Annotated in this window: 13 protein-coding genes and 1 pseudogene; 9 read left to right on the top strand and 5 right to left on the bottom strand. The window is 56.1% G+C overall.

Annotated features, from left to right (window positions below; translation table 11 throughout):
- Window positions 1–76: 76 nt before the first annotated feature.
- The 7 genes and pseudogenes from GHN92_RS12905 to GHN92_RS12880 form a co-directional block, all read left to right on the top strand.
- Window positions 77–655 (top strand): annotated as a pseudogene (locus GHN92_RS12905) (site-specific integrase); the annotation flags it as partial.
- The gene (locus GHN92_RS12900) at window positions 648–1,220 is read left to right on the top strand and encodes a hypothetical protein (RefSeq protein ID WP_256666462.1); all 573 of its coding nucleotides are present in this window, start codon (window positions 648–650) and stop codon (window positions 1,218–1,220) included. The pseudogene GHN92_RS12905 and the gene GHN92_RS12900, both read left to right, overlap by 8 nt.
- A 209-nt stretch (window positions 1,221–1,429) precedes the next feature.
- Window positions 1,430–2,413, top strand: coding sequence for a DUF4113 domain-containing protein (locus GHN92_RS12895; protein WP_372239745.1), 984 nt, complete (start codon window positions 1,430–1,432; stop codon window positions 2,411–2,413).
- 406 nt (window positions 2,414–2,819) lie between these two features.
- Window positions 2,820–3,947 carry an efflux RND transporter periplasmic adaptor subunit gene (locus tag GHN92_RS12890; RefSeq protein WP_153380338.1) on the top strand — a complete coding sequence of 376 codons (1,128 nt, stop codon included), beginning with the start codon at window positions 2,820–2,822 and terminating at the stop codon, window positions 3,945–3,947.
- Window positions 3,948–4,005: 58 nt separating this feature from the next.
- Window positions 4,006–6,048 (top strand): MacB family efflux pump subunit, encoded by a 2,043-nt coding sequence (locus GHN92_RS12885; RefSeq protein ID WP_218574316.1) that lies wholly within the window; start codon window positions 4,006–4,008, stop codon window positions 6,046–6,048.
- 40 nt (window positions 6,049–6,088) lie between these two features.
- The gene (locus GHN92_RS23870; RefSeq protein ID WP_178102629.1) at window positions 6,089–6,622 is read left to right on the top strand and encodes a hypothetical protein; all 534 of its coding nucleotides are present in this window, start codon (window positions 6,089–6,091) and stop codon (window positions 6,620–6,622) included.
- Window positions 6,534–7,550, top strand: coding sequence for a TolC family protein (locus tag GHN92_RS12880; RefSeq protein WP_153380336.1), 1,017 nt, complete (start codon window positions 6,534–6,536; stop codon window positions 7,548–7,550). Before GHN92_RS23870 ends, GHN92_RS12880 begins: the two co-directional genes overlap by 89 nt.
- Before the next feature lie 144 nt (window positions 7,551–7,694).
- Here the strand turns inward: GHN92_RS12880 and GHN92_RS12875 are convergent, their stop codons facing one another.
- The 4 genes from GHN92_RS12875 to GHN92_RS12860 are packed head-to-tail and all read right to left on the bottom strand — an operon-like array spanning window position 7,695 to window position 10,874.
- A complete protein-coding gene (locus tag GHN92_RS12875; protein ID WP_095000121.1) occupies window positions 7,695–8,909 on the bottom strand; it encodes a pyridoxal phosphate-dependent aminotransferase in 1,215 nt (404 codons plus the stop codon).
- The gene (locus tag GHN92_RS12870) at window positions 8,906–9,532 is read right to left on the bottom strand and encodes an RraA family protein (RefSeq protein WP_153380334.1); all 627 of its coding nucleotides are present in this window, start codon (window positions 9,530–9,532) and stop codon (window positions 8,906–8,908) included. Before GHN92_RS12870 ends, GHN92_RS12875 begins: the two co-directional genes overlap by 4 nt.
- A complete protein-coding gene (locus GHN92_RS12865; RefSeq protein ID WP_095023352.1) occupies window positions 9,532–10,194 on the bottom strand; it encodes an RraA family protein in 663 nt (220 codons plus the stop codon). The genes GHN92_RS12870 and GHN92_RS12865 overlap by 1 nt, the downstream gene beginning before the upstream one ends.
- Entirely contained in the window at window positions 10,194–10,874 is a 681-nt protein-coding gene (locus GHN92_RS12860; RefSeq protein ID WP_153380332.1) for an RraA family protein, read from the bottom strand. Before GHN92_RS12860 ends, GHN92_RS12865 begins: the two co-directional genes overlap by 1 nt.
- Before the next feature lie 105 nt (window positions 10,875–10,979).
- Between GHN92_RS12860 and GHN92_RS12855 the strand changes: the two genes are divergently transcribed.
- Both GHN92_RS12855 and GHN92_RS12850 read left to right on the top strand, forming a co-directional pair.
- Complete coding sequence (locus GHN92_RS12855; protein ID WP_153380330.1) at window positions 10,980–11,873, top strand: LysR family transcriptional regulator; 894 nt, start codon at window positions 10,980–10,982, stop codon at window positions 11,871–11,873.
- 108 nt (window positions 11,874–11,981) lie between these two features.
- Entirely contained in the window at window positions 11,982–12,797 is an 816-nt protein-coding gene (locus tag GHN92_RS12850; protein ID WP_240055604.1) for an alpha/beta fold hydrolase, read from the top strand.
- Here the strand turns inward: GHN92_RS12850 and glcF are convergent.
- Window positions 12,794–14,011 carry a glycolate oxidase subunit GlcF gene (glcF, locus tag GHN92_RS12845; protein WP_153380328.1) on the bottom strand — a complete coding sequence of 406 codons (1,218 nt, stop codon included), beginning with the start codon at window positions 14,009–14,011 and terminating at the stop codon, window positions 12,794–12,796. The two genes, GHN92_RS12850 and glcF, sit on opposite strands and share 4 nt — an antisense overlap.
- Between the last annotated feature and the right edge of the window lies 1 nt (window position 14,012).

Raw genomic sequence — 14,012 nt, 5'->3', positions numbered from 1 at the left:
CCGAGGGAGTTCAGGCGCTTAGCGGCAGCATCAATTTAACGGGGACTTGGTGTCCGGTTTGGTAGGGGCAAGTCCAGAGCGTGCCCTACATGATCCGTCTGCTAAAGGTCTGCTTCTAATATCCGTAGGGCCAGGTGCGTCGCCGCCCGTGCATACCAAATTTGGTGTAACTGGCCAGGTATGGATTCCCGAAGCGTTGTGTTCAGAAATCTTGGAGTACGCCAAGGGTCTTCGCAGGTTGACTCGCGAGGCATCTGCTGCTGGCGAGCATCAAGACTTAGTGTTCTTGACACGTTTCGGAAACCCTTTCGGACGTCGCAACAGTGATCAATCCTCGGCCATAAACGTTGAGATGTCATCGCTTAGAAAATTAGGCATCGCGTCGGGCATCAAAGCGCTCAGGAAGTTTCGCTTCCACCAATCCCGGTGCACCTTCGGAACTGAGCTAGCTATGCTCGCTTTAGCAAATTGCACTGATGTGGCAATAGTGATTGCGATGGTCAGCAATGCATTGCTTCACGGTCGAAACTCGGAGGCCACCACCTTCAAATACATTAAGTTTGTGCAGGCCGCACCTGCTAAGCAGGCCCTTGCGAACAGCTTCATGACTGCGTTTACAGGAATTGCTTCAAGGCAGGGAGCGAGCAATGAGTAACCTGACGTCTTTAGATCTGACGTTTCCAATGCTTGAGTACGGGAAAACCGAGACGCCCTGGGATTTGGCACCGCTTTTATACAGCGGTGGTGCTGGGGCAAAAGTGAAGACCGTGCGCAGTGAAATCACATCAGGTGTTTTAGGTGATCTTTTGCTGGAACGGGCAGAGCTTGTGAAGGAGCTTCATGACTGTTTGACCGACGACCTTGTCGGCGGGGGGAGCCGCTTTTCGGCACATAACAAGATTGGTGCGTTGAGGAGGTTTTTTCAGTGGGTGGATCAGTGCGAGCGTCCGTTGAGCATTGATACGGTCGCGGAGGAATACCTGGGGTGGGCTGAACATCTTCTTCAGCGTCATCGCGTGGAAGGATATCAAACTGCTAGTTCATTATACGACGTGGCAAGTTTAACCGCGACGATACTCGACCGAGTTCTAGGCCGAAGCTCGACGCTTCTGTACAGCACCCGAATCCGCAAGCCTAGAGGCAAGGGAAAGGCCAGTAATGGGGGCGCTGATAAGCAAAGTTTAGAAGAGAGCTTTTCATTCGGGCTGAATCGCCCCTAATTTCGTAGACGGATCCAAGTCTTAAATGGACTGCCCATCGGCACCGTTACAGGGTTAGTGGACGCTTAAGTGTCCGGCAGTCTTGCTACTCTAGGGCTACATGCTATGGACATAACAAAGCAGGATCGACAGCAAATGTCTTATCACTATGGACATTTGAATAGAGAGCTGAGACACCGCGCAACATGGTGCGGAACCATGTCCATAGCTTGAAACCTTTCCTTTACGTCGACGAGTCCTTTGCCGACCTGAGCGGTATCGTTGACGCCACCGCCATGGGCCGTCAGTTGCGCAGTCGCATCCTGCAATGCACGGGCATTCCGGTGGGGGTCGGTATCGCGCATACCAAGACCCTGGCCAAGCTGGCGAATCACACCGCCAAGCGCTTGCAGGCCCACACGGGGGGCGTGGTGAACCTGTGTGGCGACCATGAACGTGACTGGGTACTGCGCAATACCGCGGTGTCGGAGGTCTGGGGCGTTGGCCGACGCATGACCGCGCATCTTGAAGGTATGGGGATTCGCACAGCGATGGACCTGGCCAAAGCGGACCCGTGGTCGCTGCGCAAAAAATTCAGCGTGGTGATCGAAAAAACGGCCCGTGAATTGAACGGTACATCCTGCCTGGCCCTGGACGAGCCCGACCCGCCCAAGCAGGAGATCTGCTGCAGCCGCATGTTTGGCAAGCGCCTGACCGAGCTGGCACCGATCAAGGAGGCCGTAGCCACCTATATGATGCGTGCCTCGGAAAAACTCAGGGCACAAAAGTCATACTGCCAAAAAGTCCGGGTCAGCATTCGTACCGGCATGTTCAACCCGGACGAGGCGAAGTACGCCAAGGGCGTGGTGGTGACCTTGCCCTATCCTACCGATGATGTGCGGTTACTCACCAGAGCAGCGGTGGATGCTCTGGAGCATGTGTTTCAGCCCGGCTTCAGATACAGCAAGGCCGAAGTGTTGTTGCTCGACCTGCGCCAGCCGGGGGAGTTTTCCGACGATCTGTTTGCCGTCAATCAACCGGCAGAAGCTTCACGGGTGATGGCGGTACTGGATGCCATCAATGGCCGCTGGGGCAGGGGCACGTTACGGGCCGCCAGCGTGCCGGGCAAACCCGACTGGGGGATGCGCCGGGAGATGATGAGCCAGAGTTATACGACGCGGGTGGATCAGCTTTGGCAGGTTTCGTGCCGATAAATACGGCCGTTGATTGTGCAGAACTGTGGGCAATGAACTGTACGCGCAAAGTGGAGATCCGGTGTGTGAAGTTCAAACATATGGCCTGCTCAGAACACTGGGCTGTCGTGTGCTGCTGGTTTGCTTGTTGAAGACTCAAGAAAAATCAAGGTAGGAAAACCCTGAATTAATAGTGGGGTTATTCTTGCGCTTGCTCCTGGCAGTTGAATGTTAGTACTGATGCTGTACTAATGGTGTTGCCCTGTTATATCAATTGCCGAACAGGCACTGGTTTTAATTGCAAGAGTGGCGGGCTATCAAGACTATCAAGAAAAGTCAAAAAAGCAGGTGCAGGTACGTGCCTGCTATCAGGCAAGGTCAGGATTAAAGATGATAAACACAGTTGCATTGTATTGGTTGCTCACTTATGCGATTTAAATGGATTGTTTTTGTTGTCGGGCTGGTCGCATTATCTTCTTTTGCATTTTATGGGTTGTTTGATCGGTCTGATAAAGTGAGCCATATCGTTGCGCCAGTAACGAAAATCGACATGGAAAGTCTGGTTTTGGCAACAGGCCCGATAGTCGCAACGGGCTTGGTCGATGTCGGCGCGCAGGTTAATGGTCAAGTTAAAACAATCCATGTGCGACTGGGTGACAAGGTCAAAAAGGGCCAGGTATTAGTGGAGATTGATCCGGAGCTTCAGGAAAATGCCTTGAGCAAGGCGAAAGCCAGCCGCGATCTTGTACTGGCACAGCAAAAGGCCAGGGAAAAAGCACGCCAGCGCGCAGAGAGGGTATTTACCCGCCAGCAAGCGCTGTATCAGGCAGATGCCAGCGCAAAAAGAGACCTTGAGCAAGCCGAGGTGGAGCTGGAAAATGCCCGGGCTGAAGTCTTCGTTCTAAAAAGCCAGATTCATTTGGCTCAAATCGAGATGGATAGCGCAGTGGCTAATCTCGGGTATACGAAAATCAAGGCGCCTGCCGATGGCGAAATCATCGCTATTGTGACTAAAGAGGGCCAGACAATTGTGTCCGCCCAGACATCACCGACCATTCTGATTATGGGCAATATGGACAGGATGACAGTCAAGGCCAGAATATCCGAGTCGGATATTGTACGAGTGCAGGAGGGGCAAAAGGTTGTTTTTACCGTGACCGGTGCACCGGAGCTGTCTTTCGAATCGAACATTCTTGCCGTTGAACTTCTGCCGGAGTCCGTCGTTACTGACAGCAAAGAACTCTCAAAGCCCAATGCAACGTCCAATGTTCCTGTTTACTACAATGCTACGTTTGAAGTTGATAACCCTGATCGTCTGCTCAAGCCTTTGATGACAGCCAACGTTAAAATCACTCAGGAAAGCGTTGATCAGGTGATGGCAATTCCTTTGGCCGCTCTCGGAAAAAAGCAGTCTGCGGGCAATCTTTATGAAGTGCGTATATTGACGGAGCAGAAAGAAGTGGTTGCAAGATCCATTGCGATCGGTCTGCGAAACAATACGCATGTGCAGGTTAAGTCGGGGCTTGAGCTAGGCGACAATGTCATTATCGAATAGGCGTTGATTGATGTTGTGCTGTGGGAGTCATTGTTAATATTTATTTGTCGGGTAGTGTATGGAATGTCTCAGGAAAATAAAGTTTCGAACTCGGCCCACGAAGGATGCCGTAAAGCCTGGCAACCTGCCAGAGGAAAACCTGAGCTTATCCGCGCCATTAATCCAATTGATAAATGTCAGCAGGAGCTATTTCAATGGTCATTCATCTACAGAGGCTTTACGAGACGTCAACCTGAATATCCGTGCAGGTGAGATGGTTGCAATTGTCGGGACATCGGGCTCGGGAAAGTCGACCCTTCTCAATATTCTGGGGTGCCTTGTCCCGCCTTCGCAAGGGCAATACATCCTGCACGGGCGGAGTGTGACCCGTCTGACGAATAATGAGTTGGCAGATTTGCGCAGGGGCACTTTCGGATTCGTATTCCAGCGCTACCATTTGCTGGGCCACCTGAATGCTGAAGAAAACGTTTTGTCTCCAGGCCTTTATGTCGAAGGGGAGAAGAAAACACTGCGTGCACGCGCACAAATGCTGTTGAACAGTCTTGGGTTGAGTGACCGCTTGCACTTCTTTCCGGGACAGTTGTCAGGTGGGCAGCAACAGCGTGTCAGCATTGCGCGTGCACTGATGAATGGCGGCGACATCATATTGGCCGATGAGCCGACCGGTGCGCTGGATACCAAGAGCGGTGAGGAGGTGATGGCCGCCTTATGTGAACTGAATGCAAAAGGGCATACCGTCATTATTGTTACGCACAATAATGACATCGCTTCATATGCGCAGCGGCTGATTCATATTCAGGATGGATGCATCTCTTCGGATACAGGCAATCACCCTGCCTCGTCAACGGCAGGGCCGCGAGGGGGGCCCGGGTTGAAACCTGCACAGGGCTCCTCGATAAACATGCTGTCAGGCTGGGTGGAGGCAATTAAAATTGCTTTTTCGTGGCTGGTCAGAAAACCCTTGCATGCGGGATTGACGGTACTGGGAATCGTCATCGGCATTGCTGCGGTTTCATCGGTTATTGCCCTGGGTGAGGGGGCGCGCGACCGTATAGTTCAAGAGATCAGCGCCCTGGGTGCTGACACCATCGATATTTACTCCGGAAAGGACTGGGGTGATATCTACAAGGGTTCAAACAAAGCGCTGAGTGAATCTGATGTGGACTATCTGCGATCACTTCCCTACGTTGACAGCATCTCCCCGGTCACTTCTGCGACAGCCACCATTACATCAAAAAACGCCAACCTTTCAGCTCAGGTATTGGGTGTCGGTGAAGCGTTTGCCAGGGTGAGAGGCGAGGTATTTGCGCAAGGTACTTTTTTTTCCAGTGATGATGTTAAACGGCAGGCGCAAGTTGCAGTCATTGATGAAAATATGCGCAAAAGACTTTTCCCGAGCTGGGAGGACCCGATTGGAAAAGTCATATTGGTAGGCCCGATGCCGGCAATCGTCATAGCGGTTATCAAGAATACACCGTCTTCATTTGGTGAGGCGCCTGTTCTGCAGATGTATATGCCTTATACCACGTTGATGTCACGTATTTCGGGTCAGTCATTTCTTGAGAGCATTGTAGTGCACGTGGCTGGTGGGATTTCAAACGAACTGGCCGAAAGTAATATCAATCGTCTTTTGGAACTCAAACGCGGCAGCAAAGATTTTTTCACAAGTTCTGCAGACTCAATACTCCGGTCGGTGACCAGTGCTACCAGAGTCTTGAACGTGCTGAGCATATCGGTCGCATCGATTTCTCTCCTGGTTGGAGGAATTGGCTTGATGAATATGATGCTTTACTCAGTAGCAGAGCGAACCTATGAAGTAGGCGTTCGTATGGCGTTCGGTGCCCGTCGACGAGATATCATGCAGCAGTTTCTCAGCGAATCCTGTTTGCTGTGCATATTTGGCGGTGGTTTTGGGTTTTTGCTGGCCCTGCTTGCCGGGGAAATTTTAGGCGGATTACAAACTGATTTTCCGCTTAAATTTTCTTATTGGTCGTTCATGGTAGCGTTTGCAAGTTCTACCGTTATTGGTCTTGTATTTGGTTATATACCTGCTCGAAATGCCGCCAGGCTGGATCCTGTCGAGGCTTTGTCCCGGGCGTAAGTCAATGGGTTTGCCATCGTAATCATTCAACATGAAGTCGATGCCTTACTGGACGCAGTCAACACTGCGCTCCAATGTTCTTGAGAATATCATTGTGATTACTAGATATTACCCTGCTGTGTTTTGTAGCGTGATGCTGTTGGCAGGTTGTAGCACTCATCTGCCCAATGTGAACGCTGTCAAATCACAACTGGCGCTGCCTGCAAAATGGCGTAATGCATTACCTGAGGGTAAAGATATAAAGCAGACACAGCATTGGTGGCGCTCATTTCAGGACCCTGACCTGGACGCTCTGGTGGAACGTGTACTGCGCAATAATAATAACCTGGCAGCGGCTGCATACAGGGTCAAAAAGGCAGAGGCACAAGCGGGTATTGTCAGGACGAATTTAACACCAGATGTATCAAGTGGATTCAAACTGAGCAGTAGCAAGGAACTGAACAGAGGAAGTTCGGAACAAAAGGCTTTTTACCAGCACATTCTCCTTGAGCTACGAGCTGGATTTATGGGGGCGTCTTGCAAAGGCTCGCGATATCTCGGCCTGGGAAGCCATGGCGACCCGGGAGGATCGTGAGCACATCGCGATGCAACTGATCGGTACAACAATGGAGCTGTACTGGCGATTAGCGTTTTTGAATGAAAGCATTGAAATTAACGACACCAGCATTGCCAGCGCCCGTTCAATCCTTGAGCTGGCACGCCTGGGTGAATCCGTTGGGCAGGAGGGGCGTCTTCAGTCGATTCAGGCAGAGCAACAGTTAAGTGTACTGCTGGCCGATAAAACAGGGCGGCTTCAACAGCGTGAAGAAAGCCGCAATGCCTTGTTGGTTTTATTGGCGTCGCCTATGGGATGGGATGACACGATCAAGATTCGTCCAGTTCCGACTCAACCGTCTACAGCGCTACGGTCGGAGATACCTGCCCACATTCTGAGCCAGCGACCCGACATGAGGGCTGCTGAACTCAGGTTGCGCGCTCATTTCAGCAATATTGAGATCCAGCAAAGAAACCTCTATCCGGCAGTGAATCTTACGGCAGGTATCACTGGAGGAGGGACACGCGAACTGTCAAATATTCTGCGAAATCCGGTGGGTTTTTTTACGGCAGATTTACTGCTTCCGTTTTTTGAGTTCAATAAAGGCAAGTTGCAAGTTGAAATCGCCGAAGCAACGTACCAGGAGAGTATCGAGTTATACAAAAAGCAGTTGCTTGATGCACTGCAGGATGTTGAGAACTCACTGTCGGCCTATAAACAGCTCACCGATGAGGGGCTCTACCTGGCCCGTGCCCATGAATCTTCATCCCGGGCAGAGCGCATTGCTGAAATACGCTATCGCCTTGGGCAGTCGAATATAAAAGAATGGCTGGATCAACAGGATGCGAAGCGCAGTATCGAACTGCGACTGGGTAAGAGTCGCACTGATCGGTTGATTGCCATGGTCAAGTTTCATCAGTCTATCGGTGGCGGCTGCGGTGATGGATGCGCTGATGCCTTGCGATGAAAGGTACCTGGTCAGGTGCTTCAGGTTTATTTGCCGGCTGTGTGCGTTAAGTGCTCGCAGGCCTGGTTGATGTGTGAGTTTCAAATCAAGCCATGCGTTTAATTGAATTTAATGTTTTCCGGGGCCGGCCAATCCTGCTGCACGTCAACGCACAGCCATGCAAAACCTCCTGATCGCCTCGCAGGCCCGACGCAACACGGCGTCATCCAGGGCATAGGCAATTCGGATATAGGGCCCCAGGCCAAAGGCGCTGCCATGCACCACGGCTACACCGGCTTCGTCGAGCAGGGCCAGGGCCACGTCTTCATCGGTGGACAGCACCCTGCCTGCGGGCGAGGTGCGGCCGATCAGTCCGGCGCAGCAGGCGAACGCGTAGAAGGCGCCTGCCGGGCTGGTGCATTCAAGGCCCGGTATGCTGTTGAGCTGGTCGACCATCAGATCGCGGCGCTTCTGGAACGCGGTACGGCTGGTGTGGATAAAGTCCTTGGGGCCTTCCAGAGCGGCGAGAGCGGCCTGCTGCGAGATTGAGCCGGCTCCCGAAGTCTGCTGGCCTTGCAATGTTTCCATGGCTTGCAACAGCCAGCGCGGGCCTGTGGCAAAACCGATACGCCAGCCGGTCATGGCGTAGGCCTTGGACACGCCGTTCATGGTCAGGGTGCGCGCTGCCAGGCGTGGTTCAACCTGGGCCAGGGTATGGAACAGCTGATCATCGAAGATCAGGTGTTCGTAGATATCATCCGCCAGGATCAATACATGAGGATGGGCCAGCAGCACATCGGCCAGTGCCGCCAGCTCGTCGCGGCTGTACACCGCCCCCGTCGGGTTGGAGGGCGAGTTGAGGATCAGCCAGCGCGTTTGCGGGGTGATTGCCGCTGCCAGTGCCGCTGCGGTCAGCTTGAAACCGGACGCTGCGTGGCAGGTCACGAAGCAGCTTTGTGCGCCGCATAACTGAACCATCTCGGGATAACTGACCCAGTAAGGCGCCGGGATGATGACCTGATCTCCCTCATTGAGGGTCGCGGCCAGGGCATTGTAGATCACCTGTTTGCCACCGTTGCAGACCAGGGTGTCCTGCCAGCCGACATCCAGGCCGTTTTCACCACGGAATTTGGCCGCCACCGCTTCTCGCAGTGAACGTGCGCCAGCGACCTGGGTGTAGCGGGTGTGGCCCTGGCCTATGGCGCGGATTGCAGCGTCGCGCACAGGCTCGGGCGTATCGAAGTCCGGTTCGCCAGCGCACAGTGAAATGATCGTGGCGCCTTGGGCGCGGCGCTCTGCAACACGGTCGATGATCCGATAGGTGGCCGAGGGCAGGGCGCTTGCCAGGTGCCGGTTGAGCCGCTGGATATCGCTGCTCATGGGCGGTGTCTCCAGTGAGTCAGGTTCATCAGTTCGAGCGTGGAGCGGCCTTCAGTCAGTGCCTGCATCATATGGGCTTCCTTGTCGGCACGGGATTCGCCTTCGGCGAAGGTACGTGCGGCGTGTGCCTTGGGGATGATGATCACACCATCATCGTCAGCCACCAGCAGATCCCCCGGCGCCACCTCTGCGCCGTTAAAATTGAAAGCCTGACCGACCGAGGTGGCGCTGGCCTTGACGGTGCCTCTGACCGAGATGCCGCGGGCAAATACCGGAAACCGGCGCGCCTTCAAGGCCGCGATATCACGTACCCCGCCGTCGATGACCAGGCCGACCACACCGGCTGCCTGTGCCGCAACGGTAAGGACTTCGCCCCAGTAACCGGCAATAAAATTACCGGTACCCACTACCAGCACACTGCCGCGGGGCACTTGTTCAAGGGCCAGGTTATCGCCAGGAGCGCATTGCAGCGGGTACGCCGGCGCGGCGATAAAGGCGCCATCCCAGATCGGGCGGATGCCGCTGTCCACGGCACAGGCCAGGTGTGATGCCTCATACAGGGTCGAACTGCCGAGGATTCTGGCCCGTTCGTGGTAGTTCAGGGGCAGGGCGAGTGTGCTCATCAGGCTTTCCTCTGCAGGCTGTGGTAGCCCAGTGCAGCGCGGGCGCTTGCAAGGGTCTGGCCTTGACTGATCAAGGTACGGATTTGCGCTTCGACGGTTTCAATCTGCCGCGCACAGGCGGCCACTTGTGCGGCATGGGCGCGGGGTACGATCACTACGCCATTGGCGTCGGCCACCACGATGTCACGGGCACAGACGCGGGCGGTGCCAATGGAAACGGGCTGGTTGATCGACTGCACCTGGACACGGTCCTTGCCGGTGCGCATAAAGCGGCCCTTGCTGAAGATCGGATAACCGTCTCCCAGCGCCTTGTTCACGTCACGGCAAACACCGTCGATAACCGTGGCAGCGATGTTTCGGCTGCCGGCGTACTGGGTCATGATGTCGCCCCATACGGTGCAGTCGGTGCGCCCGGCATTGTCGATCACCACTACGTCACCGGGCAGAACTTGCTCGATAAAGTCGCCCACGGTCCCGGCAGGCACGCTGGCCGGGACGTACTGCACCGTGAATGCCGGCCCGACAATAACCCTGCTGTAGTTGCCCAGCGGCATCACGCCCAGGCATTGACCGGGCAGGCCGAGCTTGTCCAGGGCATCGGAAACCCCCGGCGTGTCCAGGCCCTCAAACAGGGCGACCAGTGCTTGATCTTCAGGGTTCATCAGACGTGCTCCGTGCGGATGGCTTCAAACTGGCTGTCATGCATGACTTCGGCTACGGAGCGACCGCTGCGTACTGCGTCGAGCATGGTTTGCTGACGCCGGGCGATACGTTCGCCAAGATCGACGACCTGAGCGATATGGGCCTGGGGCACAAACACCGTGCCGCAGTTGTCGGCGATCACATAGTCGTCTTCGCTGACATTGACCCCGGCGACTTCGATGGTCACGGCGGCCGCTATCTGCATCACGCGATTGCGCGCACTGATCATGGTGACGCCACGGCCGTAAACCGGATAACCGATTGCCGCACTGCCATCAATATCGCGGCTGCAACCGTCAATGATGGTGCCTCGCACCTGTTTGGCGAGCGCCGCATTGGCAAGGATATCGCCCCAGCAAGAGATGCCCTCGATACCGCCGGCGATCACCAGCACCCGATCATCCGTGTTGATGTGTTCGACCACCGGGGTGATCAGGTGGGCGCTGGGCACCGTGTCGGTCTTTGCGGCCAACAGTACGGTACTGGCACGGCCAACGATCGGCGGGCAGTTCCACAGCGGCCGCAGCCCCACAGTGGCCCCTGCCAGACCAAGAAAATCCAGCGCATCGGACACGGTATTACTGTCCAGTGCCGCCAGACGCTGGAGTACAGTCCTGTCGGTCGTGCTTTTGAGCGTCATCGCGCAGCCTCAGTGGTGGTGTAGGTGCTCAGTGTCGGCGAGGCTGTTTGATAGGTATATTCCTGTTCACGTAAGCTTTGGATACGTTAAACCTATGGAAAAACCATGATCAATTTCCGTCTGATCCGTCACCTCTGGCTCTTTCTGGCCGTCGCCGAAGAGCAGAATTTCGGCCGCGCCGCCAAGCGCCTAGGCATGTCCCAGCCGCCGCTGAGCGAGCAGATCCAGGTGCTGGAGCAAGCGCTCAAGGTCAAACTGTTCGAGCGCTCGCGGCGCGGTGCCAAGCTGACGCCGGTGGGGGCGGCAATTCTGCCGGCCGTACGCAAGTTCGCCGAGCAGTTGGAGCGTCTGGAGCTGGCCGTGGATGAAGCGCTGGCGGGGCAGTCGGGGATGTTGACCATTGGCGCAATTTCCACGGCCATGTTTGATGTACTGCCGGGCCTGATCGAGCGGTTGAAGGAGGATTACCCGCACTTGACCGTCTCGGTGCGGGAAATTGACAGCGTCGAAGCGGTGCCGGCGCTGGAGGCGGGGGATATTGATCTGGCGTTTGCCCGCCTGGACGGTGGTCTGGGGGACTCAATCCAGTCACTGCCGCTGCTGGAGGACCGCCTGATGCTGGCCCTGCCCAGTGATCACCCGCTGGCAGCGCGCACGCGCATCAGCCTGGCCAGCCTGTCCAATGAGCCTCTGGTGATGTTTTCGCGCAAGGTCAGCCCGGTGTATTTCGACAATCTGATTGCCACCTGCCGGGCTAGCGGCTTTTCCCCGCGGGTGTTGCACGAAGTGCGTTCCGTGGCCTCGCAAATCGCCTTTGTCAGCTATGGCCAAGGTATTGCGCTGGTGCCTGCGTCCTTGAAAAAGCTGGCTCCCGCCAATGTGGTATTCCGTGCACTGAGCGAAAAGCTCAACGTGGTGACCACTGCCGTGGCATGGAATGCCAATCGGTCGAACCCGCTGATAGAGGCGATCATTGCTCGTTTAAGCGCCAAGGCATGATGTTTTTGATAGGTTTGGCCTATGTAAACCTTCTGGTCTTAGGCATTTACACCAGGGCCGATGTGCCTGACATTGGTCCGCCGCCTTAACGCTTCAGGAGTCATGCCCGTGCCCGTACCCGCAACCTTTGCCCATACCCAAGTGCCGCTGGAGGTAGAGGGTGTGCACTTGACTATTGCCGCTCTTCACCGAGAAGGGGAACTGGCACCGATTGTCTTTCTGCATGGCTTCGGTTCGAGCAAGGAAGACTATGCCGATATCGCGCTGCGTGCGGAGTTCGCCGGGCATGCCTTTCTGGCCTACGATGCGCCGGGGTGCGGTGACAGCGGGTGCAGTGATCTTGCCCGGGTTTCCATCCCTTTTTTGCAGCAAACGGCGCTGCAAGTGCTCGAGCATTTCGGCATCGAACGCTTCCATCTGGTGGGCCATTCCATGGGCGGGTTGACCGCCCTGATGCTGGCCCATCAGTTCCCGCAGCGGGTACTCAGTTTTGTCGATATCGAAGGCAATATTGCCCCCGAGGACTGCTTTCTCAGCCGTCAGATCATCGACTGCCCGAGTGATGATCCTGAGCTGTTTTTTACGGCCTTTATCGAGCGTGCCCGCCATGCCCCGGCCTATGCCAGTGCCCTGTATGCCGCGAACCTGAGACACAAGGTGCGTGTGCAAGCGGTGCGGGGGATTTTCGAATCGATGGTCGAGCTGTCCGATAACGCCAACCTGATGGGCAAGTTTCTCGGCTTGCCGTGCCCGAAGATGTTTATGTTTGGCGACCAGAACGCGTCACTGTCCTACCTGCCGCATATCGCGGCTCACGGCGTACGCCTGGGGCAGATCCCGGCTTGCGGCCACTTCCCGATGTATTCCAACCCGATTGCGATGTGGCAGCACATGGCGGATTTTTATGGGGCAATTTCAGGCTAGGGCAACGCCGCCTCCACCAGCTCGATCCAGTGCCGCACCGGGGTTCTGCCTGCACTGTCGAGGTGTGCCTGGCAGCCGATATTGGCCGTGACAATAACCTCGGGGTGCGCGCTTTCCAGTGCGTTGAGTTTGTTGTCGCGCAGTTGCCGGGACAGTTCGGGCTGGGTCAGCGAATAAGTGCCTGCCGAGCCGCAGCACAAGTGGCTGTCGGGCACCGCGGTCAGGTTGAACCCCAACCGGGTGAGAATGCCTTCAACCGCGCCGCCGAGTTTTTGCCCGTGCTGCAAGGTGCAGGGGCAGTGGAACGCCAGCCGTTGATTGCTGTGCACACCGAGGGTGTGCAGTGGCTCGTCGCGCAGCACTTCAACCAGATCCCTGGCCAGCGCACTGACCTTGGCAGCTTTTTCGGCATAGGCCGGGTCGTTGCCGAGCAGGTGGCCGTACTCCTTGATAAAGGCACCGCAGCCGCTGGCGGTTTGCACGATTGCTTCGGCCCCTCGTTCAATCCCCGGCCACCAGGCATCGATATTGCGCCGGGCGCGATCAAGTCCTGCGGCCTGGGCGTCCAGGTGGTAGTCCACTGCACCGCAGCAAGCGGCTTCTCGGGCAGGAATCACGCTGATGCCCAATCGGTCCAGCACTCGGGTCGCTGCTGCGTTGGTGTTGGGTGACAAGCTCGGTTGCACGCAGCCTTCGAGCAGCAGTACTTGCCGGGCATGGCGGGTGGTCGGTCGCAGCCCGGGCGCGGGGACCTGGCCTGGCAGTTTGTCTTGCAGGCGTGCGGGCAGCCAGGGGCGCAAGATCTGACCACTGCGCAGTAGCCACCTGAACCGGCCCGCATTGGGTATGACGCTGCGCAGCCCTTGAAACAGCAAGCGTTGCCCGAGCGATCTGGGTACCTGGGCCTCAACCATTGCCCGGCCAATGTCCAGCAAGTTGTGGTAGTCGACGCCTGAGGGGCAGGTGGTTTCGCAATTGCGGCAAGACAGGCAACGGTCCAGATGCTGTCGGGTTTTCTGCGTCACCTGATTGCCTTCCAGTACCTGTTTGATCAGGTAAATACGCCCCCTCGGGCCGTCCAGTTCATCACCGAGCAACTGATAGGTCGGACAGGTGGCGTTACAGAAACCACAGTGCACGCAACTGCGCAGGATGCGTTCAGCCTCCCCGGCACGGGGCAATTGGCGGGCCTGTTCGCTCAACGTGGTCTGCATG

It is taken from the genome of Pseudomonas sp. FSL R10-2964, from assembly GCF_009600035.1.
Taxonomy (GTDB): Bacteria; Pseudomonadota; Gammaproteobacteria; order Pseudomonadales; family Pseudomonadaceae; genus Aquipseudomonas; species Aquipseudomonas bubulae.
This window is presented reverse-complemented; position numbering and strand designations above follow the sequence as displayed.